At 63.2% G+C, this 1,251-nt stretch carries 1 protein-coding gene; it reads right to left on the reverse strand.

The annotated features are described in order from the left end of the window. Window positions 1-81 precede the first annotated feature (81 nt). The coding region (locus AWB67_RS38110; protein ID WP_143746822.1) for a paraquat-inducible protein A at window positions 82-1,251 on the reverse strand (1,170 nt) is incomplete at its 5' end.

The following is a 1,251-nucleotide window of genomic DNA, read 5'->3' on the forward strand; positions in this document are numbered from 1 at the left end:
GCGATGAGCGGCACGAGCCACACCAGTTGCACACGAAAGCGCGAGCGCGGCTTGGCGACGGCTTCCGGGAACTCGGGTTCGTCAGGGGGCATTGCCATGATCAGCCTCCGTGTTATCCCAGATCAGCCGCGGGTCGAACGACATCGCGGCGAACATGGTCAGCACGACTACCGCGCCGAATGCAATCGCGGCCGGCCCGGCGTGGATCGTTGCGAGTTCGTTGAACTGGACGAGCGCGACCAACAGGGTGACAACGTAGATATCGAGCATCGACCATCGTCCAACGAATTCAACGATCCGATAGATGCGCGTCCGCTGGCCGGGCAGCCAGCGCGAATGCCTCTGTGCGGTGGAAGCAAGGAAGATGAGCGCGATGATCTTGAGCATCGGCACCGCGACGCTCGCGATGAACACCACGACCGCGAGCGGCCACGATCCCGAGGTCCAGAGGTACACGACTCCGCTCATAATCGTGTCCTTTTGCGTGCCGAACAACGAACTCGTGTCCATCATCGGCAGCGTGTTTGCCGGGATGTACAGGACCATCGCCGCGATCAGAAAAGCCCAGGTGCGCGCAACGCTCTCTGGTTTGCGAAAGTGCAAATGCGCTGCGCATCGCGGGCATTCGCCGTCGTGGGCATGCGCCCTCGCTCTTGACAGCAAGCCGCATTCGTGACAGACGAAGAGACCGGCACGAGCGGCCGTGGGCGCCGATGCCGATGTATGTGTTTCGCCTGGCATTCCGCCCCCCCGTCGCGAGGTGCTCACCCTGTCCCAGAACTCACGGGGATCGAAGGCGGCGGAGATGGCGGCGAGCAATAGCATCAGAGCGCCGAACGCCCACAACGCGATGCCAGGCACCACGCTCGCGATATGCGCGAGCTTGACCAGCGCCACCAGCACGCCGAGGATCAGGACTTCGGTCATGCCCCACGACATCGCCCAATGCACTAAGCGAAACACGAGGGCGGGCCGATGCGGCACGCGCCCTAGGCGCAACGGCAACAGCAGATACGCAATGCCAGCCATTTGCAGCATTGGCATCAGTAGGGTCGTGAAGAAGACGAGCCCGGCGAGCGGCCACATGCCATCGCGATACAGGATGCGCGCCGCGCCGAACAGCGTGGTCTGAACGACATCGCCGCTCACTTTCAGTCCGACGATTGGAAACGCATTCGCGACCCCGAACAGCACGATCGCCGCGACGGTCAGCGCGAGCGAGCGGTTCAGGCTGTCGGGGCGGTTGCGATA

The organism is Caballeronia terrestris, assembly GCF_001544515.1.
GTDB lineage: Bacteria > Pseudomonadota > Gammaproteobacteria > Burkholderiales > Burkholderiaceae > Caballeronia > Caballeronia terrestris.